The 26,081-nt window shown below is 65.3% G+C and carries 21 protein-coding genes; 6 read left to right on the top strand and 15 right to left on the bottom strand.

Features of this window, described 5'->3' with window-relative positions; all coding sequences use genetic code 11:
- Positions 1 to 2 precede the first annotated feature (2 nt).
- Entirely contained in the window at positions 3 to 998 is a 996-nt protein-coding gene (cra, locus tag ACIPW4_RS07570; RefSeq protein WP_400656315.1) for a catabolite repressor/activator, read from the bottom strand.
- Between the two features lie 297 nt (positions 999 to 1,295).
- On the opposite strand from cra, the gene ptsP reads away from it, so the two are divergent.
- The 3 genes from ptsP to ACIPW4_RS07555 are packed head-to-tail and all read left to right on the top strand — an operon-like array spanning position 1,296 to position 6,823.
- On the top strand, positions 1,296 to 4,148 hold the full coding sequence (ptsP, locus tag ACIPW4_RS07565) for a phosphoenolpyruvate--protein phosphotransferase (RefSeq protein WP_400656313.1): 2,853 nt from the start codon (positions 1,296 to 1,298) through the stop codon (positions 4,146 to 4,148).
- Complete coding sequence (pfkB, locus tag ACIPW4_RS07560) at positions 4,149 to 5,096, top strand: 1-phosphofructokinase (RefSeq protein WP_400656310.1); 948 nt, start codon at positions 4,149 to 4,151, stop codon at positions 5,094 to 5,096.
- The gene (locus ACIPW4_RS07555; RefSeq protein ID WP_400656308.1) at positions 5,093 to 6,823 is read left to right on the top strand and encodes a PTS fructose-like transporter subunit IIB; all 1,731 of its coding nucleotides are present in this window, start codon (positions 5,093 to 5,095) and stop codon (positions 6,821 to 6,823) included. The genes pfkB and ACIPW4_RS07555 overlap by 4 nt, the downstream gene beginning before the upstream one ends.
- 104 nt (positions 6,824 to 6,927) lie before the next feature.
- Here ACIPW4_RS07555 and ACIPW4_RS07550 read toward each other — a convergent pair whose 3' ends face one another.
- Complete coding sequence (locus tag ACIPW4_RS07550; RefSeq protein WP_400656460.1) at positions 6,928 to 7,149, bottom strand: DUF3820 family protein; 222 nt, start codon at positions 7,147 to 7,149, stop codon at positions 6,928 to 6,930.
- Positions 7,150 to 7,350: 201 nt separating this feature from the next.
- Between ACIPW4_RS07550 and ACIPW4_RS07545 the strand changes: the two genes are divergently transcribed.
- The gene (locus ACIPW4_RS07545) at positions 7,351 to 7,827 is read left to right on the top strand and encodes a PA2169 family four-helix-bundle protein (protein ID WP_400656305.1); all 477 of its coding nucleotides are present in this window, start codon (positions 7,351 to 7,353) and stop codon (positions 7,825 to 7,827) included.
- Here the strand turns inward: ACIPW4_RS07545 and ACIPW4_RS07540 are convergent.
- The 7 genes from ACIPW4_RS07540 to ACIPW4_RS07510 form a co-directional block, all read right to left on the bottom strand.
- Positions 7,824 to 9,320, bottom strand: coding sequence for a diguanylate cyclase domain-containing protein (locus tag ACIPW4_RS07540; protein WP_400656302.1), 1,497 nt, complete (start codon positions 9,318 to 9,320; stop codon positions 7,824 to 7,826). The genes ACIPW4_RS07545 and ACIPW4_RS07540 overlap by 4 nt on opposite strands.
- A 124-nt stretch (positions 9,321 to 9,444) precedes the next feature.
- Positions 9,445 to 10,779, bottom strand: coding sequence for an OprD family porin (locus tag ACIPW4_RS07535; RefSeq protein WP_400656299.1), 1,335 nt, complete (start codon positions 10,777 to 10,779; stop codon positions 9,445 to 9,447).
- Positions 10,780 to 10,984: 205 nt separating this feature from the next.
- The gene (locus tag ACIPW4_RS07530; protein WP_400656297.1) at positions 10,985 to 11,206 is read right to left on the bottom strand and encodes a hypothetical protein; all 222 of its coding nucleotides are present in this window, start codon (positions 11,204 to 11,206) and stop codon (positions 10,985 to 10,987) included.
- A gap of 300 nt (positions 11,207 to 11,506) precedes the next feature.
- Positions 11,507 to 12,901 (bottom strand): heavy metal sensor histidine kinase, encoded by a 1,395-nt coding sequence (locus ACIPW4_RS07525; protein ID WP_400656295.1) that lies wholly within the window; start codon positions 12,899 to 12,901, stop codon positions 11,507 to 11,509.
- Positions 12,876 to 13,550, bottom strand: a complete 675-nt coding sequence (locus tag ACIPW4_RS07520; RefSeq protein WP_400656292.1) for a heavy metal response regulator transcription factor — start codon at positions 13,548 to 13,550, stop codon at positions 12,876 to 12,878. Before ACIPW4_RS07520 ends, ACIPW4_RS07525 begins: the two co-directional genes overlap by 26 nt.
- A gap of 9 nt (positions 13,551 to 13,559) precedes the next feature.
- Positions 13,560 to 16,652, bottom strand: a complete 3,093-nt coding sequence (locus tag ACIPW4_RS07515; protein ID WP_400656290.1) for a multidrug efflux RND transporter permease subunit — start codon at positions 16,650 to 16,652, stop codon at positions 13,560 to 13,562.
- The gene (locus tag ACIPW4_RS07510; RefSeq protein ID WP_400656288.1) at positions 16,649 to 17,812 is read right to left on the bottom strand and encodes an efflux RND transporter periplasmic adaptor subunit; all 1,164 of its coding nucleotides are present in this window, start codon (positions 17,810 to 17,812) and stop codon (positions 16,649 to 16,651) included. Before ACIPW4_RS07510 ends, ACIPW4_RS07515 begins: the two co-directional genes overlap by 4 nt.
- Positions 17,813 to 18,383: 571 nt before the next feature.
- Between ACIPW4_RS07510 and ACIPW4_RS07505 the strand changes: the two genes are divergently transcribed.
- Both ACIPW4_RS07505 and ACIPW4_RS07500 read left to right on the top strand, forming a co-directional pair.
- Entirely contained in the window at positions 18,384 to 18,641 is a 258-nt protein-coding gene (locus tag ACIPW4_RS07505) for a hypothetical protein (protein WP_400656285.1), read from the top strand.
- Complete coding sequence (locus ACIPW4_RS07500; protein WP_400656283.1) at positions 18,631 to 18,882, top strand: DUF3077 domain-containing protein; 252 nt, start codon at positions 18,631 to 18,633, stop codon at positions 18,880 to 18,882. Before ACIPW4_RS07505 ends, ACIPW4_RS07500 begins: the two co-directional genes overlap by 11 nt.
- Before the next feature lie 126 nt (positions 18,883 to 19,008).
- On the opposite strand, the gene ACIPW4_RS07495 is transcribed toward ACIPW4_RS07500, so the two are convergent.
- From ACIPW4_RS07495 to ACIPW4_RS07470, 6 genes are all read right to left on the bottom strand, one after another.
- Positions 19,009 to 19,743 (bottom strand): YkgJ family cysteine cluster protein, encoded by a 735-nt coding sequence (locus ACIPW4_RS07495; protein WP_400656281.1) that lies wholly within the window; start codon positions 19,741 to 19,743, stop codon positions 19,009 to 19,011.
- A complete protein-coding gene (locus ACIPW4_RS07490; RefSeq protein ID WP_400656279.1) occupies positions 19,740 to 20,051 on the bottom strand; it encodes a hypothetical protein in 312 nt (103 codons plus the stop codon). Before ACIPW4_RS07490 ends, ACIPW4_RS07495 begins: the two co-directional genes overlap by 4 nt.
- Positions 20,052 to 20,149: 98 nt before the next feature.
- The gene (locus tag ACIPW4_RS07485; RefSeq protein WP_400656277.1) at positions 20,150 to 21,049 is read right to left on the bottom strand and encodes a chemotaxis protein; all 900 of its coding nucleotides are present in this window, start codon (positions 21,047 to 21,049) and stop codon (positions 20,150 to 20,152) included.
- A gap of 220 nt (positions 21,050 to 21,269) precedes the next feature.
- The gene (locus tag ACIPW4_RS07480; RefSeq protein WP_400656275.1) at positions 21,270 to 22,454 is read right to left on the bottom strand and encodes an HlyD family type I secretion periplasmic adaptor subunit; all 1,185 of its coding nucleotides are present in this window, start codon (positions 22,452 to 22,454) and stop codon (positions 21,270 to 21,272) included.
- Positions 22,451 to 24,619, bottom strand: a complete 2,169-nt coding sequence (locus tag ACIPW4_RS07475; RefSeq protein WP_400656273.1) for a type I secretion system permease/ATPase — start codon at positions 24,617 to 24,619, stop codon at positions 22,451 to 22,453. Before ACIPW4_RS07475 ends, ACIPW4_RS07480 begins: the two co-directional genes overlap by 4 nt.
- Entirely contained in the window at positions 24,616 to 26,049 is a 1,434-nt protein-coding gene (locus tag ACIPW4_RS07470; protein ID WP_400656271.1) for a TolC family outer membrane protein, read from the bottom strand. The genes ACIPW4_RS07475 and ACIPW4_RS07470 overlap by 4 nt, the downstream gene beginning before the upstream one ends.
- Between the last annotated feature and the right edge of the window lie 32 nt (positions 26,050 to 26,081).

Below are 26,081 nucleotides of genomic sequence, written 5' to 3'. Positions count from 1 at the left end.
GATCAGGCCGCGCCGATGCGTTGCTTGAAGGTGCGGCCAATGGCATGCACGCCGGGTTCGTAGCGCTTTTCCTCGATCGCGGCCAGGGCCAGTTCCAGCGCGGTGGCAGCGATCAGGCCATGCTGCTGAGCCATGGCGTTGACCGGCAACGGCAGGAAGTCGAGCAACTGGTTGTCACCGAAGGTGCCCAGTTGCAGCTGACGCGAGTCGGCCGGGCGCGCCTGCAAGGTATCGAACACACCTTGCAGCAGCACGTAGGAGGTGGTCACCAGGGCATCCGGCAGGCCGCCTTGTTCATCGATCAGTTGCTGCATCAGGCGCTGGCCGCATTCACGGCTGAACGCCTCGCCCTGATAGCGGCGGACCACGCCGTCGAAACCCTGCATGGCTTCGTCGAAGCCGCCCGCACGGGCCTGGCTGACCGACAGCTCCGGGCGTGCACCGATCAGCGCGATGCTGCCGGGCGCGGTGGCCAGCAAGCTGTCGGCCAGCTGGCGGCTGGCATCGCGGTCGTCGCTGATCACCGAGCAGAAGTGTGCCGGGTCCATGCGCCGGTCGATGGCGATAACCGGCAGGCCCTTGTCCTGCAGTTCGCGGTAGCTGTCGTCCTCCGGCGGCAGGCAGCTGGCGACGAACAGGGCATCGCAACGGCGGGCGCGGAACAGCTGCTGCAACTGGCGCTCGCTGTCGGGCTGGTCGTCGCTGCTGGCGATCAGCAGCTGATAGCCACGGGCGCGGGCGCCTTGCTCGAGCTGTTTGGCGATACGGGCATAGCTGGGGTTCTCCAGATCCGGGAGAATGAAACCCAGGGTGCGGGTGTGCCGGCTGCGCAAGCCGGCGGCCTGCGGGTTGGGGGTGAAGCCATGGGCTTCGACCACCGCGCGTACCCGCTCGACAGTGCTGCTGCTGATGCGCTGCTGTTCGGCCTTGCCATTGATGACATAACTGGCAGTGGTCACTGACACACCGGCCAGACGGGCGATATCGCTGAGTTTCACCGAATATTCCTTGTTATTACCGGGCCTGGTTAGGAAACCAGGACCGGGTAGTTTGACCCGGGTTGGCCGCTACGCGCAGGCGACCATTGTCGCAATTGTCCGACAGGATGGGGCTTTTTCCCCGGAAGATTATCGAGTAACGTGGCCGCTTGGTCAGATTAAACGTTTCAGCTATTGAATTTTCTGCCTCGGCTGCCGCCCATGCAAGGCTGTCGAACTGGCTGATTCCGTGAATATCACAACAATACCTCAGTACCCGCCGTGAAAACCAAGCCGGGGCTGCAAAAGGAGAAGGTCATGCTCGAGCTCGCCAAAGAGCAGATAGCCATGGGCCAGAAGGCCGCCGACAAGGCCGGGGCGTTGCGCCTGCTGGCGGATCAGCTGGTGGCCGACGGCCTGGTTGCCGAAGGGTATCTCGAAGGCCTGCAGGCGCGCGAAGCGCAAGGGTCGACGTTCCTTGGCCAGGGCATCGCCATCCCGCACGGCACCCCGCAGACTCGCGAGCTGGTGTTCGCCACAGGCGTGCGCCTGTTGCAGTTCCCCGAAGGCGTGGACTGGGGCGATGGTCAGATTGTTTACCTGGCCATCGGCATCGCCGCCCGCTCCGACGAACACCTGCGTCTGCTGCAACTGCTGACCCGCGCCCTCGGTGAAACCGACCTGGCCGAGGCGCTGCGCCGGGCGGGTTCTGCCGAGGCGTTGCTCAAGCTGCTGCAGGGCGCGCCACAGGCACTGGCCCTGGACGCGCAGCTGGTCGGTCTCAACCTGCCCGCCGAAGATTTCGACGAGCTGGCCTGGCGCGGTGCGCGCCTGCTGCAGCGCGCCGGCTGTGTCGACAGCGGCTTCGCTGGCGTGCTGCAGCAGGCCGACCCGCTGCCACTGGGCGAGGGCCTGTGGTGGCTGTACAGCGAGCGTCAGGTGCGTCAGCCGGGCCTTGCCTTCATCACCCCGCAACAGCCCCTGCGTTATCGCGACCAGCCGCTCAATGGCCTGTTTTGTCTGGCCAGCCTCGGTGCCGCCCACCAGGCCCTGCTCGAGCGCCTGTGCGAAGTGCTGATCGAAGGGCGTGGGCAAACGCTCTACCAGGCTACCAGCAGCCGTGCGGTCCTCGAGGTGCTGGGCGGTGAGGCACCGGCCGACTGGCCCAGCGTGCGGGTCGTGCTGGCCAACCCGCATGGGCTGCACGCCCGCCCGGCAAAGATCCTGGCGCAATTGGCCAAGGGCTTCGAGGGCGAAATCCGTATGCGCGTGCTCGACAGCGCACAGCCGGCAGTGTCGATCAAGAGCCTGAGCAAGTTGCTCAGCCTCGGCGCCCGTCGTGGCCAGGAACTTGAGCTAAGCGCTGAGCCATCGATTGCCGGCGATGCGTTGCCAGTGCTGCTGGCTGCCATCGAGCAAGGCCTGGGTGAGGAAGTCGAGCCGCTGGTGCCAACCCGCACAGCGGCCACTGCCAGCAGCGACGTGGCCATCCAGGCGCCCGTTGCTGGCAGTCGAATTCAGGGCGTCAGTGCATCCCCGGGCATTGCCAGCGGCCCGGCGCATGTCTGCGTCGAGCGCGACATCGATTATCCGGTGCGCGGCGAGTCGCCGGCCCGGGAGCGCCTGAAACTGCGCGACGCGCTGGAGGCTGTGCATGGCGAGCTGCAGGCACTGGTGCAACGCAGTGACAAGGCGATTGGCGAGATCTTCGTCACCCACCAGGAAATGCTCGCCGACCCGGCCTTGAGCGACGATGTCGAAGCCCGCCTGGCTCACGGCGAAAGTGCGGCGGCAGCGTGGATGGCGGTGATCGAGGCGGCGGCGCGCCAGCAGGAAGCGCTGCACGATGCACTGCTGGCCGAGCGTGCGGCGGACCTGCGCGACATTGGCCGCCGGGTGCTGGCCCAGCTGTGCGGTGTGCAGGCCCAGGCCGAGCCGGAACAACCCTATGTGCTGGTCATGGCCGAGGTCGGGCCCTCCGATGTCGCCCGCCTGGACCCGGCCCGTGTCGCCGGTATCGTCACCGCCCATGGCGGTGCCACCGCGCACAGCGCGATCGTCGCTCGCGCCCTGGGCATCCCGGCAGTGGTCGGCGCGGGGCCAGCGGTGCTGCTGCTCGAAGCCGGCACAGCGCTGCTGATCGACGGCGAGCGCGGCGTGGTCAACGTCGCCCCGCCCGCTGACGAGCTGCAACGGGCACTGGCCGAGCGCGACCTGCGCGAACAACGCCTGCAAGCCGCCTGGGCCAAGCGCCATGAGCCGGCAGTGACCCGCGACGGCCATGCCATCGAAGTCTTCGCCAACATCGGCCAGAGCAGTGGCATCGACAAGGTGGTGGAGGAGGGTGCCGAAGGTGTTGGTCTGCTGCGCACCGAGCTGATCTTCATGGCCCATGCCCAGGCACCCGACGTCGCCACCCAGGAAGCGGAATACCGCCGCGTGCTCGACGGCCTTGGCGGCCGGCCGCTGGTGGTGCGCACCCTCGATGTGGGCGGCGACAAGCCGTTGCCGTACTGGCCGATCGCCGCCGAGGAAAACCCGTTCCTCGGCGTGCGCGGTGTGCGCCTTACCCTGCAACGCCCGCAGATCATGGAAGAGCAGCTGCGCGCCTTGCTGCGCGCCGCCGATCAGCGGCCACTGCGCATCATGTTCCCCATGGTCGGGCAGGTTCACGAGTGGCGTGAGGCGCGGAGCATGGTCGAGCGTCTGCGCCAGGAAATCCCGGTCGCCGACCTGCAGGTCGGGATCATGGTCGAAGTGCCGTCCGCCGCCTTGCTGGCGCCACAACTGGCCCGTGAAGTGGACTTCTTCAGCATCGGCACCAACGACCTGACCCAGTACACCCTGGCCATCGACCGTGGCCACCCGAGCCTTTCTGCCCAGGCCGACGGCTTGCACCCGGCGGTGCTTAGCCTGATCGACATGACCGTGCGCGCCGCCCACGCCGAGGGCAAGTGGGTGGGTATCTGCGGCGAACTCGCCGCCGACCCGCAGGCGGTGGCCGTACTCCTGGGCCTGGATGTGGACGAGTTGAGCGTGGCTGCCCGCAGCATTGCCGAAGTCAAAGCCCTGGTGCGCCAGGCCGATTACCAGACGGCCCGCGCCCTCGCGCGCGAGGCCTTGCAACAGGACAGCGCCGCAGCGGTTCGCGCGCTGGTGGAGCGTTACTGAATGGCCAAGATCCTCACCCTGACCCTGAACCCGGCGCTGGACATCACCGTCAGCCTCGACGCCTTGCGCCCGGGGCACGTCAACCGCGCCCAGGCCCAGCAAACTCATGCCGCGGGCAAGGGCCTGAACGTGGCCCAGGTACTCGCAGACCTTGGCCACAGTGTCACCGTCGGGGGCTTTCTTGGCTGCGACAACCTGCAACCGTTCGAGGCGTTGATCGCCCGACGCGGTTTTGCCGACTGCTTCGTGCGGGTGGCCGGTGAAACCCGCAGCAACCTCAAGCTGGTCGAGGCGGATGGTCGGGTCACCGACATCAATGGCCTGGGGCCGGACGTCGACGAAGCCGCCCGCGCCCAATTGCTGCAACGCTTGGCGCTGGTGGCCCCCGGGCATGACGCAGTGGTCGTGGCTGGCAGCCTGCCGCGTGGGGTGAGCCCCGAGTGGTTCCGCCAATTGCTCCAGCAATTGCAGGCGCAAGGGCTGAAAGTGGCCCTCGACAGCAGTGGCGAGGCGCTGCGTGCCGGCCTGCAGACTGCCCCCTGGCTGGTCAAGCCCAATACCGAAGAGCTGGGCGAAGTGCTGGGCGTGAACGTGCAGACCTTCGCCGAGCAGCACACCGCTGCCGAGCGACTGCTGGCCTGCGGTGTCGAGCATGTGGTGGTATCGGCGGGCGAGCAGGGCGTCAGCTGGTTTACCGCCGGCCTGGCGCTGCAGGCGCGCCCGCCCCAGGTGCGGGTTGCCAGTACCGTGGGCGCGGGTGATTCGCTGGTCGCCGGTATGGTCCACGGCCTGCTGGCGGCGCAGTGCCCGCAGCAGACCTTGCGCTGCGCCACGGCCATCGCCGCGCAGGCCGTGACCCAGGTCGGCTTCGGCATCTGCGACCGCGAGCAGCTGGCGCAGCTGGAGGCCGCCGTGCAACTGACAGAACAACAAGAGGGTTGCCAATGAACATCGCCATTGTCACCGCTTGCCCCAACGGGCAGGTGTCCAGCGTGCTCAGCGCCCGCCTGCTGGCGGCTGCCGCTCAGCGCCGTGGCTGGAGCACCAGTGTCGAGGTACAGGATGCCGAGCATCCGGAGCGCCAGCTGACACCTGCGCAAATCGCCGAGGCCGATTGGGTGCTGGTGGTCTCCACCGGCCCGGTGGACCTCGCACGCTTCACCGGCAAGCGCGTGTACCAGAGCACCCCGGCGCAAGCCCTGGCCGACCGTGAGGGCTTCCTCGACGAGGCGGTGGGGAAGGCCGAAGTGCTGGCTGCGCAACCGGTCAGCGCGGCGCCTTCGGGGGCTGTACGGATTGTCGCGGTCACCGCCTGCCCCACGGGCGTGGCGCACACCTTCATGGCCGCCGAAGCCTTGCAACAGGCCGCGCAACAGCTGGGTTACCAGCTCACTGTCGAAACCCAGGGCTCGGTCGGTGCGCGCAACCCACTGTCGGCCCAGGCCATTGCAGATGCCGATGTGGTGCTGCTGGCCGCTGACATCGAGGTGCCGACAGCGCGCTTTGCCGGCAAGCGCATCTACCGCTGTGGCACCGGCATTGCCCTCAAGCAGGCACGTGCGACCCTGGAAAAGGCCTTGGCCGAGGCCGAGGTCGAAAGTGCCGCAGGTTCCACCTCGGCGGCCCCGGCCAAGGCCGAGAAAACCGGCGTCTACAAGCACTTGCTGACCGGTGTTTCGTTCATGCTGCCGATGGTCGTGGCCGGTGGCTTGCTGATCGCCCTGTCGTTCGTCTTCGGCATCGAAGCCTACAAGCAGCCAGGCACCTTGCCGGCCGCGCTGATGCAGATCGGCGGCGAGGCGGCGTTCAAACTGATGGTGCCGCTGCTGGCGGGTTACATCGCCTGGTCCATCGCCGACCGCCCGGGCCTTGCGCCGGGCATGATCGGCGGCCTGCTGGCCAGCACCCTGGGTGCCGGCTTCATTGGCGGTATCGTCGCCGGCTTTCTCGCCGGCTACAGCGCCAAGGCCATCGCCCGCTGGGCGCGCTTGCCGAGCAGCCTGGAGGCGCTCAAGCCGATCCTGATCATCCCGCTGCTGGCCAGCCTGTTCACCGGCCTGGTGATGATCTACGTGGTCGGCCAGCCAGTGGCGGCGATGCTCGAAGGGCTGACTCACTTTCTCGACAGCATGGGCACCACCAACGCCATTCTGCTCGGGCTGCTGTTGGGCGGCATGATGTGCGTCGACCTCGGCGGGCCGATCAACAAGGCGGCGTATGCCTTCTCGGTGGGGCTGCTGGCGTCTTCCAGCTATGCACCGATGGCGGCGACCATGGCCGCCGGCATGGTGCCGCCGATCGGCCTGGGCATCGCTACTTTCCTCGCCCGGCGCAAGTTCGCCCAGAGCGAGCGCGAGGCGGGCAAGGCGGCATTGGCGCTGGGGCTGTGCTTCATCTCGGAAGGGGCGATTCCCTTCGCGGCGAAGGACCCGTTGCGGGTGATCCCGGCGAGCATTGCCGGTGGCGCCTTGACCGGTGCACTGTCGATGTACTTCGGCTGCAAGCTGATGGCGCCGCATGGCGGGCTGTTCGTGTTGCTGATCCCCAATGCGATCAACCATGCGCTGTTGTATCTGCTGGCGATCGTGGCGGGCAGCCTGGTGACTGCAGTGGTGTATGCGGTGATCAAGAAGAGCGAGCGGGTGGAGTTGGCCGTTGCGCCTGTGAAAGGCTGAAGCCTTCTGTTTGATTTGCCGGCCCTTTCGCGGCTAAAGCCGCTCCCACAGGTATTGTGTGATTCCTTGTAGGAGCGGGCTTGCCCGCGAAGGGCCATGGCAGGTTAACGACGGTGCTTGTGCCGCAACGGCACCAGCAGGTCGCCCAGGCCGTTGTGGTCGACCTCGTGCATCAACGCCAGCAACCCGCCCAGTTCCCCCGTCGGGAACCCCTTGCGCGCAAACCAGGCCAGGTAATCCCCCGGCAGGTCGGCAATGATCCGTCCCTGGTATTTGCCAAAGGGCATGGTGCGGGTGACCAGCAGTTCGAGCATTTCCGGTTTCATCGACGAAGCCTGGCAGTGAATGAGCGCCGACCATACTGCAATCTGCACGAGCGCCCAAGCGGCAATCATGCATAACACCGTTTTCAGACGTTAATCGATATCGATTAAATCTTTGATTTAAAAGGAGTTATTTTTTAGGTATGGCTTGGCATGAAGGCTGCTCCAGTAAAGATGACTATCACCTGCCAAGGAGTTCGTGCCATGAGCAACCCCAACAAAGACGTGATCGATGTACTTAACGACCTGGTCGAGTACAGCAAGGATGGCGAAAAAGGTTTCAAGGCCTCGGCCGATGATGTGAAAAACCCCGAGCTGAAAACCTTCTTCGTCCAGCGCGCTGGCGAATGCGGCAATGCGGCCGCCGAGTTGCAGAGCGAAGTGCGCCGCCTGGGCGGTGACCCTGAAACGTCCACCAGCATCAGCGGCGATCTGCATCGCGGCTGGGTGAACCTGAAGTCCATGGTCACCGGCAAGGATGAGGAAGCGGTGCTCAACGAGGTGGAGCGCGGCGAGGACCATGCCCTCAAGGCCTACAAGGAAGCCCGCGAGAAACTGGTCAAGCTGGGACGCACTGCCAGTGACTCGAGTTATGCCCTGGTAGAGAAACAACTGCAGGGCGTGCAACGCAATCACGACCAGGTGAAGGCGCTGCGTAACGCCGCTCGCGCCCGCTCCTAGTCAACAGGCCCCTCGACCCGGTTGCGGCCATTGGCCTTGGCCCGGTAGAGCGCTTGGTCTGCGGCACTCAGCACACCGGTAAGGTCGCGCTGGGTGCCGGGGATGTAGACCCCGATCCCGATGCTCACCGTCACTGCGTGAGCATCATCTGCAAACGGCGCCAGTGCTTGCACCTGGGCGCGAATACGTTCGGCGAGTATGCGTGCGCCGGCCAGTTCTGTCTCCGGCAGCAGTACCTGAAACTCCTCCCCCCCATAGCGTGCTGCCAGGTCTGCCGGGCGGCGTATGCAGCGCTCCAGTGCCCTGGCCACCTCGCGCAAGGCGTGATCGCCCCCGGCGTGGCCATGGCGCTGGTTGAACGCTTTGAAATGATCCACATCCACCATCAGTACGGCCAAGGGTTTGCCATTGCGCTGCGCCCGGGCCCACTCAAGGCGCAGCACCTGGTCCAGCCGGCGCCGGTTGGCCAGGCCGGTCAGGCTGTCGGTCGCGGCAAGGGTCGCCAGGCCCTGTTCGGCCTCGTGACGACGGCGCAGCTCGCGGCCCAGCAGCAAGGTCAGCCAGAGAATGCCGATACACAGCACGCCCGTCGCCGCGCTGACGACGATCGCTGTGCGCCGCCATGACTGGAACACTTCCTCGGCCGAATGCACCACCAGCACGATCAGGGGCAGGTCGGCAACCTGGGCGAACGTGTACATGCGCTGGGTGCCATACACGCTGGACTTGGCGGTGAAGCTGCCGCTGCGCTCGCCGAGGATGCGCTTGAAATTGGGGCGGTCGCCGAAGTGGGTACCGATCAGCGGATCCTGGTCCCGGGTCGGTTGGCGGGCGAGCAGTTGGCCGTCGGTATTGAGCAGGTTGATGCTGCTCTCGTCGCCGATGTCCAGCCGCTGGAAAAGCTCGTTGAAGTAGGACAGGCGAAGCGCGCCAGCCGCCAGCCCGGCGAAGGAGCCGTCAGCTGCAGAAATGCGCCGGCTGAAGCTGATGCACCAGTCAAGGTCGCCCAGCCTGGCCTTGAACGGCGGGCTGATGAACAGCCCGAGGCGCGGATCGTCGCGATGGGCCTGGAAGGCCGGGGTATCTGCGAAGTTGGCCTGGCGTGGGGTGATGCTGATCGAGTCGCCTACCACATCCCCTTTGGCGTTCAGCCAGAGGATGTCGCCCCGGACCGGCGCGGCGAAGGTCTGGTTGAACAGGATCTGCTGGCGCAACTCGGGGGCGACCTTCAGCAGTGCCGGGTGCCGCACGGCCCAGATCAACCCGCGCAGGGACTGGTCGTAGAGTTCGACGTTGCGCAGGATGTCGCTTTCGATCAGTTGCACGATGTTGCTGGAAGAGCGCACGGCCGATTGCTCGACGTTATCGCGCTCGCGGGCCAGCAAGTAGCTGACGATGGTCACGATGGCGAGCACGGCAAGGCAACTGCCCAGGTTGAGGATCAGCTCGGGGTGCGACCTGTAGAGTGCGAAACGCGGTGATCGAGTGGGCATGCGCGCTACTGCTGAGGCAGGGCCGTTTGCGGCGGGCGACATTCTAGGGAAGCACGGATTGTCGGACAAGTTTTGTCCGACGGAATCACGAAACGAGGGCAAAGCCCTCGCCAGCGGTCTCAGATCAGAAGATGTTCAGCGGATAATCGACGATCACCCGCACTTCATCATTGTCGCTGTTGCTGTCGATCGACGCATACCCTTGGCTACCGCGGTGAGTGGCATAGCGCAACTGCACCGCCAGGTCCTTCAGGTCGCCTTCCTGGAATACATACTTCACGTCCAGGTCGCGCTCCCAATGCATGGCGTTCTTGCCATCGGCGCGGTAGTAATCGTAGTGGCTGGTGTCCTGGCTGGCCTTGGTCAGGTCCGCCTCGCCGCGCGAGTACGACAGCGAAGTGCTGAGGCCAGGGATGCCGATACCGGCAAAGTTGTAGTCGTACTGCAGCTTCCACGAACGCTCGTTCGGGGCGTTGAAGTCCGAGTACATGCGCGAGTTGTCCAGGTACACGCTGTCGCCCAGGTTGATGTAGTCGAACGGCGTGTTGCCGTTGACTCGCTGGTAGGCGGCGGTGACGCTGTGGTACCCGGCGTTGACCGTGAAGTGCACGCTGTAGGTGTTGTTGTCGATCTTGCCCAGCAGCGCCTGGCCGGTGTCCTGGGTGTGGTAGAAGTGCACGCCTGGGTTGAGGCTGACCAGGTCGTTGACCACGTAGGTGTAGTCGAAGTCGGCGTAGTACTGGTTCCAGATGTCCTTCAGTTCGGCCGCGTAGAGGTTGGTGGTGATGTTCTCGGTACCACTCCACGACGCGCCGGCCCAGTTCAGGTGCTTGCTCTTGTCGTGCTCGTCCAGGCTGCCGTAGTAGGTGTCGATACGGCGGTGGCCGCTCTGGTTGTACGGGTGGGTGAAGCTGACCTGGCCGCCTTCGAGCAGCAGGCCGTCCACGCTGTGGTTGGTCAGGCTTACACCGCGGAAGGTCTGCGGCAGCATGCGGGTTTCGCCGCCAGCGATCACCGGGTTGGTGATGAACAGGTCACCGGCTTTCAACTCGGTGTCGAATGCCTTGAGCTTGACCGCTGCACCGGCCGTGGAGAACGAGTGCGGGGCGGCGCCCAGCTCACCGTTGTCCTTGATGTGCTCGGGCAGGATGCTGGTGCCGGCATGGCCGCCACCGCCGTCGAGCTTCAGGCCCAGCATGGCGTGGGCGTCGAGGCCGAAGCCGACTGCGCCCGGGGTGTAGCCGGATTCGAAACGGGCGACCGCGCCCTGGCCCCACTCGCGGGTGTCGCGCACGCCGGCGTTGTGGTTGTCGCGGTTGAAGTAGGCATTACGAAAATGCAGGTTGAAAGACGATCCTTCGATGAAGCCATCAGCCTTGTCTTCATCTGCCTGGGCGGTGAAGGGGATCGTTGCAGTCAATGCAATGAACAGCGGGGTAAAACGAAACGCGGAAGGCACCGGTACTAGCTCCTTTGGTCTGGCGGTGGGGCAGTTTTTGTTTTTTGAATGTGCGTCTTTTTATAGGTGTACGTTACGGCGGGGCTGATAGTTAGAGCACATAAAAAAAGCCGCTGATCGGCAGCGGCTTTAAAAGGCTAACATATCGGCACCGACGGTGCCCATGGCGTAGCCAAGGGAAAACTGGAGCAGGTGCGACGCGCGATCAGCTATCGGCATTGGCGTCGCTGGTAACTTTCGAAGCTGTCTGTTCTGCGTCTTTGCTGGCGTTGTCCTGGTGTGCCAGGGCTTCGCGAGAGTCTTGGTGAACTGCGGCAAGTTCTGCAGTGCGCGCAACGAAAGCCGGGGATTCTTCGGCCATGGCCAGGGGCGACAACAACAGGGAAGACAGAACGAAAACGCTGGCAATACCCATACTGTTGGACATGATTGAAACTACCTTCTTGCGGGGCAAGTGCTATGAGGACGGGGCTAAAGTTAGCCCGTGAAGTGCTGGGGAAACAGCCTCTTTGGCGATAAGCACTGTTGCGCGAAAGGTAATGATCTCGACAAAAGCAATAGGACCTTGGCCGCAAACCACCGTACTAGACAGCCTGCGCGGTCCATTGTGGGAGCGGCCTTGCGTCGCGAAAAGGGCGCGAAGCGGCCTCAGGATTTGAGCCATTGCCAAGATTGCTGGGGCTGCTGCGCAGCCCTTTCGCGACGCAAGGCCGCTCCCACAAGAGGGCTATGCAGACTTCAAGATCGGCAATCGGATGCCAAAGGTGTTGGCGCCGGCAGCACTGCGCACAAAAACGTCCCCGCCATGCATTAGCGCGATCGCCTTGACGATCGCCAACCCCAGCCCGTGATTGCCACCGCCGCTGTTGCTGCGCGCCGCATCCACTCGATAGAAGCGCTCGAACAGCAGCGGCAGGTGCGCATCGTCGATGGCCGGCCCCGGGTTGCTCACGGCAATGCAGACCTGCTCCGGCTCTGCCTCGATCTGCACCTCGATCACCTGGTTCGGCGCCGTGTGCTGCACGGCGTTGTTCAGCAGGTTGATCAACGCCCGGCGCAGCTGGGCCTTTTCGATGGGCGCCTGGGCATCACCGCTGACGCTGACGCTGACCTGGGCGTCTTCGAGGATGTAGTCCAGGTAATCGAGGGTGGTGGCCACTTCCTCGGCCAGCGATACCTGGGTCAGGGCGGTGGCCTTGCTGCCCTGGTCGGCGCTGGCGAGGAACAGCATGTCGTTGATGATGCTGCGCAGGCGCTCCAGCTCTTCCAGGTTTGACTGCAGCACTTCGAAGTAATGCTCGGCGCTGCGCCCGCGGGTGAGGGCGACCTGGGTCTGGCCGATCAGGTTGGTCAATGGCGAGCGCAGTTCGTGGGCAACATCGGCGTTGAAGGCTTCGAGCCGCGAATAGGCCTGGCTGACCCGGTCCAGCGCGGCGTTGAAGGCACCGGCGAACTGCGCCAGTTCCGGTGCCAGGTTGTGCGTCTGCAAGCGGCCATCAAGGCGCGGCGGTGCCAGCGCCTGGGCCTCGACGGACAGCGCCAGCAACGGCCGCAGGCCGATGCGCGCCACCCAGTAACCCAACACCGACGCCAGCAGCACACCCAGCACCGCCAGGCCGACGATGGCCCCCAGCAGGCTGTGCTGGGCCTGCCAGAAGGTTTCGGTGTCGATGCCGATCAGAAAGCGCAGCGGCGGGCGCTCGCCCAGGGCCGGCAGTTCGCTGACCAGCACCTTGTAAGGGTACGGCCGGTCGGGCAAGCGCAGGTCGCGCATGCCTAGCGAGCCTTCGCCAAAGGCGCGGACCAGTTCGCTGGGGTGGCCGTATTCGTAGGCCGGATTGCTGCTCACCACCCAGAAGCGGATGCGCTTGTCTTCCTCGCTGAGCAGGTTGAGCTTGTTGTTGATCTTGGCCCAGTGCTCGGGTGTGCCGAAGCGGTTGAGGGTGGACTCCAGCACGCTGAAACGCGCATCCAGTTCGGCCGCCGGCAGCAGGTCGAGGCTGCGGTCGACCTGGCGGTACAGCGCCGAGCCGATCAGCACGAACACCCCCAGCGCCACCAGGATGAACAGCGCCGACAGGCGCAGGGCGATGGAGTTAAGCGGCGCGGTTTTCCAGGACATAGCCCATGCCTCGGATGGTGTGCAGCAGCTTGTTGTCGAACGGCCCGTCAAGCTTGGCGCGCAGGCGTTTGATGGCCACTTCGACGACATTGGCATCGCTGTCGAAGTTGATGTCCCAGACCAGCTCGGCGATGGCGGTCTTGGAGAGGATTTCGCCCTGGCGCCGGGCCAGCACGCTGAGCAAGGAGAACTCCTTGGCGGTCAGTTCCAGGCGCTGGCCGGCGCGGCTGGCCTTGCGCGCCATCAGGTCGATCCACAGGTCGCCGACCTGGATCTGCAACGGCTCGTGGCTGCTGCTGCGGCGGGTCAGGGCCTGCAGCCGGGCGACCAGCTCGAGGAACGAGAACGGCTTGCCCAGGTAATCGTCGGCACCTTCGCGCAGGCCGTGTATGCGGTCTTCGACGCGCTCGCGGGCGGTGAGCATGATCACCGGCGTCTGCTTGCGCGCGCGCAGGGCGCGCAGCACGCCGTAGCCGTCCAGGCCTGGCAGCATTACATCGAGCACGATCACCGCGTAGTCGCCCTCCAGCGCCAGGTGCAGGCCGTCGATACCGTCCCGCGCCAGGTCGACAGTAAAGCCCTGTTCGGTCAGGCCACGTTGCAGGTAGTCGGCGGTTTTTTCTTCGTCTTCGATGATCAGCACACGCATGGTCTTGTCCTAGCTGGCACTTGGCGCCGCCGCACGGGCGGCCTGGCGGCGATGGAACAGGCGCTCCAGGGCCAAGTATATGACCGGGGTGGTGAACAGCGTCAGCGCCTGGCTCACCAGCAGCCCGCCGACCACCGCGATGCCCAGTGGCTGGCGCAACTCGGAGCCGGCGCCGAAGCCGAACATCAGCGGCACCGCGCCGAGCAAGGCGGCGAGGGTGGTCATGATGATCGGCCGGAAGCGCGTCAGGCACGCCTGGTGAATCGCCTGTTCGGGTGTCATGCCCTGATGGCGCTGGGCTTCCAGGGCGAAGTCGATGAGCAGGATACCGTTCTTCTTGACGATGCCGATCAGCAGCACCACGCCGATCAGGCCCATGATGCTGAAGTCCTGGCCCATGGCCCAGAGCAGTATCAACGCGCCGAGGCCGGCCGAAGGCAGGGTGGAAATGATGGTCAACGGGTGGACGAAGCTCTCGTAGAGCACGCCGAGGATGATGTACACCGCCACCAGCGCGGCGAGGATCAGCCATGGCTGGCTCGATAGCGAACTCTGGAAGGCCTGGGCCGCACCCTGGAAGTTGCCGCTGATCGAATCGGGCATGCCCAGCTCGCGCTGGGTGCGTTCGAGGACCTTCACCGCATCGCCCAGGGCCACGCCGGGGGCCAGGTTGAACGACAGGTTGGCCGCCGGGAACAGGCCATCGTGGCTGATCGACAACGGGCCGGTGCTCGGCGGCGCGACATGCGCCAGGGCCGACAGCGGCACCATCTCGTTGGTCAGTGGCGAGCGCAGGTAGAAGAAGTTCAGGCTTTCGGCCTTGCCGCGCTGCTTCGCGTCCAGTTCGAGGATCACCTTGTACTGGTTGGTCTCGGTCTGGAATTCGCTGATCTGCCGCTGGCCGAAGGCATCGTACAGCGCCTGGTCGACGTCGGTGGTGGTCAGGCCGAAGCGCGCCGCAGCCTGGCGGTCGATGTCGATGCGGGTGACGCTGGCGCCCAGTTGCAGGTCGTTGGACAGGTCGCGGAATACCGGGTTTTCCCGCAGGCGATCGGTCAGGCGCTGGGTCCACAGGTTCAGCGCCACGCCGTCGTTGCTCTTGAGCACGTACTGGTACTGGGTGCGCGACGGGCCGGAGCTGAGGTTGATGTCCTGGCCGGCCCGCATGTACAGGACGATGCCCGGTACCTGGGCGAGTTTCGGCCGCAGGCGGTCGATCAGTTCGCTGGCCGACACATCACGGTCGCCACGCGGCTTGAGGGCGATCCAGAAGCGGCCATTGGCGATGGTCTGGTTGCTGCCGGTGACCCCCACCGAATGGGAGTAGGCCTGCACGGCCGGGTCGTCGCCGATGATCTTGGCCAGCGCCAGGTGCTTCTCGACCATCGACGGGTACGACACGTCCGCCGCCGCCTCGGTGGTGCCGAGGATGAAGCCGGTGTCCTGCAGCGGGAAGAAACCCTTGGGGATGCCGACGTAACCGACGACAGCCAGGGCCAGGGTTATGCCGAATACGCCCAGGGTCAGGCGCTGGTGGGCGAGGGCACGGTCAAGGCCTTTTTCGTACCACTTCACCAGGCGCTCGCCAAACCCGCCGTGCTGCTCGCCAGGTGGGCGGCGCATGAACAATGCACACAAGGTAGGCGCCAGGGTCAGCGAAACCACCACCGAAATCAGAATGGTAGAGGTGGCTGTCAGGGCGAATTCCTTGAACAGCCGGCCCACCACACCGCCCATGAACAGCAGCGGGATGAACGCGGCGATCAGCGAGAAGCTGATCGACACCACGGTGAAACCGATCTCGCCTGCGCCCTTGAGCGCTGCCGTGCGGCTGTCGTCCCCGGCCTCCAGGTGGCGGTGGATGTTCTCCACCACGACGATAGCGTCGTCCACCACGAAGCCCACCGAGATGACGATGGCCACCAATGTGAGGTTGTTGAGGCTGAAGCCCATGACGTACATCAGCGCGCAACTGGCGATCAGCGACACGCCAAGCACGGCGGACACCACCATCGTTGCCGACCACTGGCGCAGGAACAGCGCCATCACCCCGATCACCAGGGCTACGGCAATCATCAAGGTCAGCTCGACTTCGTGCAAGGAGGCGCGAATGGTCTGGGTTCGGTCCTGCAGCACCGACACTTCGATCGACGCGGGCAGCATTTCCTGCAACTTGGGCAGTGCCGCCATCACCCGGTCGACGGTGTCGACGATGTTCGCGCCGGGCTGGCGGAATACCACCAGGTTGAGCCCTGGCTGGTCGCCGGACCAGGCTTTGACGTAGGCGTTTTCGGCGCCGTTGATCACCTTCGCGACGTCCTGCAAATGCACCGGGGCGCCGTTGCGGTACGACACGATGAGCTTGGCGTAGTCCTCGGGGTGGAACAGCTGGTCGTTGGCGGCAATGGTCGAGACGCTGTGTTCGCCGTACAGCGCGCCCTTGGCCAGGTTGAGACTGGTCTGCTGGATGGCCTGGCGCACATCGGCCAGGGTCAGGCCGATGGCGGCGAGTTTTTCCGGCTGGGCCTGCACGCGAATGGCCGGGCGCAGCTGGCCGGTGATGTTGATCAGGCCGACCCCTTCGATCTGGCTGAGCTGGCGTGCCAGCAGGGTCTCGGCGTAGTCGCTGAGGTCATTGCCTGGCATCTGCGCCGAGCTGACAGTGAGCACCAGCACCGGGCTGTCGGCCGGGTTGACCTTGCGCCAGGTCGGCGGGTTGGGCAGGTCCTGGGGCAAGCGGGCGGTGGCGGTGTTGATCGCTGCCTGGACTTCCTGGGCGGCGGTGTCGATGTTCTTGTCGAGGGTGAACTGCAGGATCAGCGTGGTCGAGCCCAATGCGCTGCTGCTGGTCATCTGGGTCATGCCGGGGATGGCACTGAACTGCACCTCCAGCGGCGTGGCCACCGACGATGCCATGGTTTCCGGGCTGGCACCGGGCAGCTGTGTAGTGACCTGGATGGTCGGGAAGTCCGCTTCGGGCAGCGGTGCCACCGGCAGCCGCGGAAAGGCGATGGCGCCGAGCAGCACCAGGGCGAAGGTCAGCAGCAGGGTGGCGATCGGGTGATCGATGCACCAGGCCGAAACGCCGTTGCGGGTATTCATGGCCGGCTCCTGCGGTCAGCCATTTCCGCCGGTGGCGGTGCGTCGGGGGTGACCTCGACCCGCGAACCGGGCTTGAGCCGTGACTGGCCATCGAGCACCAGGCGCTCGCCCGGCTTGACTCCGGCGATGATGTTCAGGCCGCTGTCCTGGTACAACACCTTGACCGGCACGCTGGTGACCTTGTCACCGTCCAGGCGGTAGACGAAGTGGCCGTCTGTGCCGCGCTGCACCACGGGTGGCGGCACCACCAGGGCGTTCTCCTCGACGGCGGTGCGCAGGCGGATGGTGACCAGTTGCCCCGGCCACAGGCGGCCATCCTTGTTGTCGAACTCGGCTTTAACCCGCACCGTGCCGGTGTTGGCCGAGATCTGGTTGTCGATCAGTGCCAGGTGGCCTTCGCCGAGCAGGTTGCGTTCGCCGTCGGCGTCCATGTAGGCCTGCACCAGCGCCGGGGTGGGGGCCTTGAGCAAGGCTTGCAGGGTGGGCAGCATCTGTTGCGGCAAGGCGAATTCGACGGCGATCGGGTCGATCTGGGTGACGCTGAACAGGCCTTGGGTATCGCTGCTGCGTACCAGGTTGCCGGGGTCGACATTGCGGATGCCGACACGCCCGGTCACCGGCGAGCGGATCTGCGTGTAGGACAGTTGCACCTCGGCATTGGCGATGGCCGCCTGGTTGCCCTTGACCGTGGCCTGCAGCTGGTTGACCAGCGCCTGTTGCTGGTCCAGCGTCTGCTTGGACACACCATCGTCGGTGCTGAGCAGGCGGTAACGCTTGAGGTCGACGCCGGCCACCTGGATCTGCGCCTGGCTCTGGCCGAGTTGGGCGCGGGCCTGGTCGAGGCTGGCGCGGATCGACCGGTCGTCCAGGGTGGCGAGCAGGTCGCCTTGCTTGACCCACTGGCCTTCCTTGACCAGCACCTGGGTCAGCACGCCTTCGACCTGTGGGCGGACTTCGACGCTGTGCAGGGACAGCACCGAGCCGATGGCGCTGGCGTAGCGCGGCACGTCCTGCTGGGCGACGCTGACCACGCGCACCGGGATCGCCGTTTGCGCGCGGGGCGTGGTGGTTTCCTCGCGCTTTGCGTACCAGATGCCAAGGGTTACCAGGGCGAGCAGTGCCAGCGCAGCGAGAAGTACAGAGCGGGAAGGACGTCGCATCGGCGCGGGCACCTTGGCCAAGGGGTGGGGAACGGAGGTGTGTATTGGAGTTTATAGCGCTGCGACCGGGTCGGCAGCGTGACAGCTGGCTGACAGCGGTGACAGGTTGGGGGTGGTGTTGGGTTAGGGGCGCCTGTCTTGAGTTTTTTGGTGATGCCCAAATTGAGCGCCGCCCGCGCGGCGCTCGATCTCATAGGCGCTGAAGATGTTGCGGCAAGCCCCTGGTGGCCCCAACACGGTCCCTTCCAGCAGCTGTAGGAAAATTCCCAAACTGAAACCAAATGCTTCAAGAGCCCGGAGTGACGAATTATCCTACGCGCTCTGTCGAATGGCGTCTGATAGGCAGGGAACAGCTTCAGCGATAATTTCACGGTTCGCCAACAACGGCGAGCGGCCGTGAGAAGCTGCGGCTGTATCTGGGATGCCATTTTTCATGGCAGCCGTGCGCGTGCGGACTTCGGTCCGGGCCGCGGTTCCTGGACGCGGTCTTCTCACCTCGCGTACGGCTGCCACCCTATCCGTGAGAAGAGCACGGTGGTTGCTTTCCAATAGCAATTTCAGGAAAGTTATCATGAAAAAGATCGTACCGGACCCGCCTCCGCGGTTCCCTATTCCTTACATCAAAATCATCGCCGACCTCACCTTCGACGACGCCAAACCCCACGCCGCGGCACTCATGGACAGCCTGTCCAACACCATCCAGCTCCTGCTCGAAACCAAAACCGAAGATCACCGCCAAATCCTGCTGGTAAACATGAGCATCCTCACCGAGCTGATCCATACCCTGGCCTCCCACATGGCAACGCTGGAGAGGGCACATGAGCAATGACCTGAAGACGCGCATCACAGCGGGCAAAGAAACCTTCCTCGACCTCTACGCCATCCAGCCGGGCATCCCGCTCGATCATGCTTTCGATGAGTTGTCTGTCCTGCTCGGTTGCATCCGCCATTTGAGCGAGGAGGCCGAGATGGAGGGCAATCTGGTCGCGGGCAGTGCCGCGCGGATTCTTAGTGCCATGGCCAAGGCGCTGATCAATGACATGGAAATGGGCTTGAACCGCAGCGCCTGAGAGTTACTGGGGCCGCTTTGCGGCCCTTCGCGGACTCGCCCGCTCCCACAGGTACTGCACAACTCACGAAGGCGGCGGTAATCCTGTGGGAGCGGGCGTGCCCGCGAAGAGGCCGGACCTGCCTACCTAGAATCCGATGAAGGCATAGTAGACCGGCGCTTGCGCAGTGGTCCGCAATCCTCGAGCCTGCAAGTCATTCACCAGCTCAGGCTGTTCCACGTGCAGTTCCCACTCGGTACCGGCGTTTGATGAAGCCTGTGCCAGCGCCCCAGCAAAGGCCGCCATCTCCGGCAGATAAGCGGTAAACCCATTGCCCTTCAGCGCACTGGTGGTCATCCCCAGTACCTCGCACACGGCCACCTTGGCCGCAATGTCATCGCGATCCGCCTGCCGCGAAGCCTGCACCATCGCCATCAACGCCGGGTCCACCGGCACTGAACCATGGATCAGCTCAGGCCCTTGTTCCCAAGCCTCGGGCGGGCAATCCTTGTTCTCCGGCCGCAGCGGGATATGCGGGTTGATTTCTACCGGATAGATACGACACACCAGCGGTCGGCTTTCATAGATGGTGCACAGGTCGTTGTCGTCGAGGTTGCGACAGCGCCCCGGGTTGAACGCGGCAAAGGTCACCGAAACACGCACCTCGCTGCCCCCGCAGGGCACCGGATACGAGCGGCGCAGCACATGCTCGCGCTGGTCCACCGGCATGCCCGGCCCATCGACTACGAAGCCTTCGATCAGCACGATCACCTGGCCACCGCCTGCCGCCCACTGGCGTGCTTCGTTCAGAGTCAGCGGCACATGGTGACCGGTACAGCACTTGCCACACCCGGTACAGGCAAAACGCAGGCTGTCGTTCACTTGTCGTCAGGGTTCCATTCGCTGATGTAAGCCTGCTGCTGCTTGCGGTCGTACAGGCAGAGCTCGGTGCCGGTGCGCTGCTGCATGTGCTTCTGTGGATAAACCCCTTCGATCAGCAGGGCACTGAAGCCGACCTGGTCATCGAATTCCGCCGGTTTGCCACGGGCATGGGCATCCTTGAACTGGCTGGCCTTCAGGCAGGCCTTGAGCATCTGCTGGCGCTGGTCGTTCCAGGCCTGGGTGCTGGAGGCCTGGGCGACACCGCTGAACAGGGCGCAGGTGATCAGGAGAGAGCTGAAAAACTTCATACGCGGTTCCGGGAAGTTATCCGAGGGGCGCGAATTATGCCCGAGTCATCCCCGGCGGCAAGCCAGGGAGTTTGTCGCTGAATATAACAACACGGGCTTCAGCGCTCGGCAAACACCACCGTCCGCGCCGCCGTCACCAGGCAGTCGGTCAGGTCGGGCGAGGAGAACTTGGTGAGGATGGCATTGGCCCCGGCCACCTTGGCTTTCTCGCTGCTCATGGCGCTGTCCAGCGAGGTGTGCAGCAGCACGTAGAGATGCTGGAAGTCCGGCGTCTCGCGCAGGGTGCGGGTGAAGGCGTAGCCGTCCATTTCGGACATTTCGATGTCCGAGACGATGATGTTGATCTCCTGCCCGGTGCCCTGCAGCTCCAGCAGCACGTTCATCGCATCCTTGGCGCTGCGCGCAGTGTGGCAGTCGATACCAAGGTTGCGCAGGGTGTGCACCGATTGTTGCAGCGCCACCTGGCTGTCGTCGACCACCAGGATGTTGGCGGCTGCCAGCACGCTCGCGTCTTCCTCGCTCAGTTCACCCGGCTGTGGCTCCGGTACGGGCGGGGCGATGCCGTGGATGACCTTTTCGATGTCCAGCACCTGCACCAGGGTGTTGTCGACCCGGGTCACGCCGGTGATGAACGAGCGGTTGCCCGAGCCGAACGGCGGCGGCTTGATGTCGGTGCTCAGGCAATGGACGATGCGGCTCACCGCCTGCACGTGCAGGCCCTGGCGTGAGCGGCTGATCTCGGTGACGATCAGGCAGCCGCCCTGTGGGTCCTCCAGCGGCCGTTCGCCGATGGCCCGGGACAGGTCGATCACCGACAGCGAATTGCCGCGCAGGGTCGCTACACCTTTCACGTGTGGGTGCGACTCGGGCAGCTTGGTCAGGGGTGGGCAGGGGATGATCTCGCTGACCTTGAGCAGGTTGATTGCCATCAGCTTGCCGCTGCGCAGGGTGAACAGCAGCAGCGACAGCGAGTCCGCGCGGGCATTTTGCGTGGCCATGGTGACCTTCGTGGGAGACAGGGGATAACGGGTTATCGGCCTCAGTTGCTTGGGCTTTAACCAAACTCCCCTGCAAGAGCATGGGGCTGCTTTGCAGCCCTTTCGCGACACAAGGCCGCTCCCACAGGTACTGCACAGCATTCAAGACCTGTGAGGTCCCTGTGGGAGCGGCCTTGTGTCGCGAAAGGGGCGCAGCGCGCCCCCAGGGATTTCAGCCCGTTCACCGTTCGCGCAGGGCTTCGCGGGCGCGGTTCAGTGGTTTGATCAGGTAATCGAGAATGGTCTTTTCGCCGGTACGAATATCCACCGTGGCGATCATCCCCGGCACGATCGCGAAGTGCTTGCCGGCCTTGTTGGTCAGGCTGTCCTGTTCGGTGCGGATGAACACGCGGTAGTAGTAGATCTCCGGCTTCACCTCATCCTGCAGGGTGTCCGGCGAAATCCCCACCACCTTGCCCTCCAGCCCGCCATACACCGAGTAGTCATAGGCGCTGATCTTCACCTTGGCCGCCTGGTCGGGGTGGATGAAGGCGATGTCCCGCGGGGCAATGCGTGTTTCGATCAGCAGGCGCTCGTCCATCGGCACGATCTTCATCACCTGCCCGCCGGGCTGCACCACGCCGCCCAAGGTGTTCACCTCGATGTCCTTGACGATGCCGCGAACCGGCGAACGCAGGGTCAGGCGGGTCAGCGAGTCGCTACGCCCGCGGATCACTTCCGACAGGCTGTCGGCTTCGGCGCTTGCCTTGGCCAGCTCTTCGCGGGCGCGCACCAGGTAGTCGGAGCGTGCTTCGTTGGCCTTGAGTTCCAGCTCTGAGCGCTGGCGGTTCAGGCGGATCACTTCGACCCGGCTGGAGGCGCCCATCTTGGCCAGGTTCTCGGTGATCTTCAGTTCCGCCCGCACCAGCCGCAGCGAATCCTCGATGCCGGCCAGGGTCTGCTCCAGGCCACGGCGACGGGTTTCGTAAAGCGCCGTTTCGGCATCGATCAGGTCGGGCGAATCACGCAGGCTCTCGGGGAAGCTCAGCGGCTTGCCGGTGACTTCGGCACGCAGACGCGCCTCGCTGGCCTTGGCCGCACGGTACTTGGCTTCGCTTTCGCCCACGCTGGAGGCGGTCTTGGTCGGGTCGAGCTGCGCAAGCACCTGGCCACGCTCGACCAGGTCGCCCTCGGCCACGTTCATCTCGGCGACGATGCCGCCTTCGAACGACTGGATCACCTGCTCGCGCGAGCTGGGGATCACCTTGCCCGTCCCGGTGGACACCTCGGTCACCTCGAACCAGGCCGCCCAGGCCAGGAACGCAGCGAGCATGATTGCGCAGACCGTGATGACGCGGCCGGCGCGCAGCACGGCCTGGTCGTCCTGGCCATCCAGATAGGACGCGGGGAGTTCATGGTTGCTCATGCCTGCACTCCTTGCAGTTTGGCCAGGGCGGCGTCGCGCTTGTCGTCGATGACGATGCGCCCGCCGTCCAGCACGATGATGCGTTCGACCCGCTGCAGCACGCTCAGGCGGTGCGTGGCGATCACCAGGGTGCGGCCCTGACAGAAGCGGTCGAGGTTATCCAGCAGCTTGCGTTCGGTGATGTCGTCGAGCGAGGCGGTGGGCTCGTCGAGCAGCAGCACCTGCGGTTGACGGACCAACAGACGCGCCAGCACCAGGGCCTGGCGCTGCCCGCCAGACAAGCCTTGGCCGCCTTCGAGGATCAGGTGGTCGAGGCCCTTGGGCAGGCGGCGGACGAACTCCAGAGCACCGGTGGCGGCCAGCGCCGCCACCAGCTCCTGGTCGCTGGCCTGGCCTGCACCGAGGGTGAGGTTTTCCCGCAGGGTGCCGTGGAACAGCCGGGCATACTGCGCCAGCAAGCCGACGTCACGGCGCAGGTCGGCCGGGTCGAGGTGGGCCATGGCGATGCCATCGAGGCTGACTTCGCCCTGGCTCAGGTCCATCGCGCCGCCCAGTGCCTGCAGCAGGGTCGACTTGCCGGCGCCGTTGCGCCCGAGCACGGCAATGCGCTCGCCGGGCTGGATGTCGAGCTGGCCGATGCTCAGCACCGGTGGGGCTTCCGGGCTGTAGCGGAAGTGCGCCTGGCGCAGTGCATACTCGCCACGGATGGCCGGCAGGTGCACGCGGGCTTCGCCTTCAGGGTGGTCGACCGGTGACTGCATCAGCTTGTCCAGGCCTTGCAGGGCCACCTTGGCCTGCTGCCAGCGGGTCAGCACATGGGTCAGCTGCGCCAGTGGCGCCATCATTCGCGACGACAGCATCGAGGCGGCCACCAGGCTACCGGTGGTGAGGTCGCCGGCAATCACCATCGGCGCGCCGATCACGATGACCACGGCAAACACCGCGCCCTGAACGTTCTGGGTCCAGGTCACCAGGCCGTTGGTCAGGGTGCGCAGGCGCAGGTTGGTGTGCGCACAGGCGGCGTTGTACTGGTTCCACTGGCGCTCGAAGCGCGCCTCGGCCTGCAGCGCCTTGATCTCGTCCAGGCCCTGGATGCTCTCCACCAGCATGGCGTTGCGCAGCGAAGACTCACGCATCGAGGCGTTGGCCAGTACCGCCAGCCGCCGCTGCGCAAGCAGGCCCGGGATGACCATGGCCAGCAGCGCCACCAACGGGATGAACACCAGCACCCCACCGATCAGCCAGAACACGAACAGGAACAACAGGAAGAACGGCAGGTCGGCCAGCGCCGTGGCGGTGCTTGAGGTGATCAGGTCGCGGATCGACTCCAGCTCACGCAGCTGCGAGATGAACGAGCCGGTGGATTTCGGCCGTGCCGAGTTGCGCAGGCGCAGGGCATGGCCGTAGACCAGGTCGGACACCCGCAGGTCGGCGCGCTTGCCCAGCAGGTCGGTGACCTTCAGGCGCAGCAGGCGCATGCTGAAATCGAACACCAGCGCCAGCACCACGCCGCCGAACAGCACGTACAGGGTCGGCAGAGACTCGGCGGGGATCACCCGGTCATACACCTGCATCGAAAACAGCACCCCGGCCAGGGCCAGCACGTTGGCCACCAGGGAGGCGACCATCACCTGGCCGTACGGGCGCAGGTCGCGCAGCACGATGCGGGTAAACCAGTGGCGATCGTACGGCGCGGTGTAGTCGTCGGTGCGCACATCGCGCAGCGGCCGTGCCGGGCGCATCAAGGCCACGCGGTTGATACGCCCTTCGAGGGCTTCGCGGGGCAGGCGCGAGGTAAGGCGCTGGTCGCCGGCGAAGACCACGGCCAGTTCGTTTTCCTCGGTTACCGCTTCGACCGTGGCCAGCTGGCCATCGTCCAGTTCCAGCACCAGCGGCGTGCGCCACTGGCGCAAGGCCTTGGCGTCGTAGCGCACGAAGCGCAAGGTCAGGCCGGCCTGGCGCGCCATGTGCCGAAGGATTTCATCCAGCGGGCGCGCATCCTCGACGGCCGCCAGGCGGATGCGCTGGGGCGAGACGTCCAGGCGGTAGTGGTGGGCGACCTGGAGCATCACTTCCAGCCAGGGGCCGAGATCGGGCCGGTGCTCCACCGGCTGCTCCGGGTTCTGCGCCTGACCGGCCTGGGTCAGCTTGACGGTATCGTTCATGGCTCGATTTCCACCCCTTGCAGGTTGCGCCCTTCCAGCCCGAAGGCGGTACGCAGGGCGCCGGTGTTGTACAGGCAGTCGACATCCAGGCGCAGCAGGTCGGAACGGGTGCCGGCGAGTTCGAAGCGTGACTGGTAGATCTCCTGCTCGGCGTTGAGCAGGTCGAGCAGTGGCCGGGTACCCAGGTCCAGGTATTGCCGGCCGTAGAGTTCACGGGCCTCCTGGATGCTGGTCTGGCGCGCTTCAAGCGAGCTGAGGCGCCGGCCCAGCCCGGAGGTCTGCGCCATGGCTTCGGCCAGGCCACGGCGGGCCTGCAGGCGCGCGGTGTCTTCAGCGGAATCGGCGGCGCTCAGGGCATGGCCGGCGGCGCGGCTGCGGGCGCTGATGGCACCGCCCTGGTAGATCGGCACCTCGACGTTCAGGTAGATGCCCGCCTGGGTGCGGTCCAGGCTGCGGTTGTCACGGTTGTAGTCGTTGTCCAGGTAGTGGTTGACCTGCGGCTGCAGCGACAAGGTGGGGTAGGCTTCCGCTTTGGCCTGGGCCAGTTCGGCCTGGGACTGGGCGCGCAGGGCCAGGGCCATCAGCACGGCTGGCAGCCGGTCGCCAGCCCCTGTGGAGCGCTTGCACGCCTGGTTCAGCTCGGGCGGCGATTCCTCGGCCAGAGACGGCGGCGCCACCCTGCCGAGCAGTTCGGCCAAGGTCGAACGCCAGCGTTCGTACTGTGACTGGTATTCCTCAAGAGTGGCGCGAGCGCCTTCGACGCGGGATTCGGCCTGGACCACATCGGAGCGGGTGCTGGCACCCATGTCGCTGCGTTGGCGGGCCATGCCGGCGATGTCGCCGACGCCGCGGATCTGGTCGCGTGCAATAACCATCAACTGTTCATAGCGGCGGGTTTCGATCCAGGCGTAGGCGGTGTCGCGGGCGAGGTCGTCGACCACCAGCAGGATATTGGCCTGGGCCCGGGTGGCGGCGGCCTCGGCGGCACTGACGGCATTGTCGACCTTGCCGAAGTCGTAGAGCATCTGCTTCAACGACAGGTTCAGCGCCTGGCTGTTGCGGTCGCCGCCGTAGCCGCTGTCATAGCCGGTGCGGATACCGCCGGAAATCTGTGGGTAGTAACCGGCGCGGGCGACGTTGATGCCTTCGCCCTGTTTGTAGAGGTTGCCGATGGCTTCGGCGATGCTCGGGTGCCACTGCGCGGCGGTCAGCACCGCCTCGGCCAGCCCCAGCCGGTCGCCATTGTCGGGCGCCTGGCCGGAAGGTGGGCGGGCGGGAACGGCAGCGGGCGCGTCGCGTATCGATGACGGGCCGATGGTGCGCAGTCTGGGGTCTATGTCATCGGCTGCCTGGGCAACCGGGTTCAGGTTCAGCACCAGGAGCCCGAAGGCTCCCAGCCACAGCGGTGACAGCGGACTGCGTCGCTTCACGAAATTCCCTTACTGCTGTTCGTCCTTGCCGC

Source organism: Pseudomonas sp. NPDC089996 (genome assembly GCF_044748405.1).
Taxonomy (GTDB): Bacteria; Pseudomonadota; Gammaproteobacteria; order Pseudomonadales; family Pseudomonadaceae; genus Aquipseudomonas.
This window is presented reverse-complemented; position numbering and strand designations above follow the sequence as displayed.